Genomic DNA, 995 nt, shown 5'->3' on the forward strand with positions numbered 1-995 from the left:
AAAGCTTCTTTGAATTGATGTATTTCATCCGCAGATTATGCACGAATGCTAAGAAAATTAGAGTGAAAATATCAATCAAAAAGGTGGTCATTTTTTGATTTATGAAAGAGATCTATTATATCTCTCATAATCTCTAATAGAAAGTTGCCAATAGTCATTTTTTTCTTTTTTGGTATAGCCTAATTCAGTCATTTTCCAATCAGGTTGACTATTACTATTTTTTTCTTGTGTATAAGAAACATCAAATATTTGATTATCCGCAAAAGATGATAAAGGAAAAAATGATAAAAGGAGAAACAAGATAGGCTTTTTCATACAATCTCTTTGGATATTTTTAAAATTTAACCAAATGGTCATCGAAATCATTTTTTAAGTTATAACAGTACAAAAATCACGGTAATTTCACTTAGTGAATACCTAACCCTTTTATGGCAAAGGCACCTGTAGTCTATTTAACGGATTTGGACTTTCCACAACGATAAATAATTTCAGATTCAGCCTGTCATGATTTGGTTGCTATATTTCACAAAACTCGATATGAGTAGCTTACTCAAATGTCTATGTTTGCTAAATCAAACAAAATAATACAACAAATTGCATACAAAATCACATTATTTCTTTAATAAAAGAGGCTTTTGGGGCACTGTGCAAATAGGGATCTGAGTCGATGATATTCCCTTCAAAAAAGCTTAGAGACCGAAAACGGCACTGTTGCAAATAACCACGAATGATAAGCTAAAGACCGTTTTAGCTAAAGGTGTAGCCTATGAATCCCTTCCATGGTCGTCATTTTCAGGGTGAAATCATTCTTTGGGCTGTGCGCTGGTATTGTAAATATGGCAGTAGCTATCGCGAACTTCAGGAAATGCTGGCCGAACGTGGTGTAAAGGTTGATCACACCACGATTTATCGCTGGGTTCAACGTTACGCCCCTGAAATAGAAAAGCGGTTGCGCTGGTACTGGCGTAATCCTACTGACCTCAGCCCGTGGCATA

Annotated in this window: 1 protein-coding gene and 1 pseudogene; one reads left to right on the forward strand and one right to left on the reverse strand. The window is 35.3% G+C overall.

The genetic code is table 11. The features are described 5' to 3' along the window. Nucleotides 1-99: 99 nt before the first annotated feature. A complete protein-coding gene (locus ACE01R_RS17820; RefSeq protein WP_395552808.1) occupies nt 100-315 on the reverse strand; it encodes a hypothetical protein in 216 nt (71 codons plus the stop codon). 451 nt (nt 316-766) lie between these two features. Here ACE01R_RS17820 and ACE01R_RS17825 point away from each other — a divergent pair. After that, nucleotides 767-995 (forward strand): annotated as a pseudogene (locus ACE01R_RS17825) (IS6 family transposase); the annotation flags it as partial.

The organism is Acinetobacter sp. BSP-28 (assembly GCF_044130285.1).
Lineage (GTDB): Bacteria > Pseudomonadota > Gammaproteobacteria > Pseudomonadales > Moraxellaceae > Acinetobacter.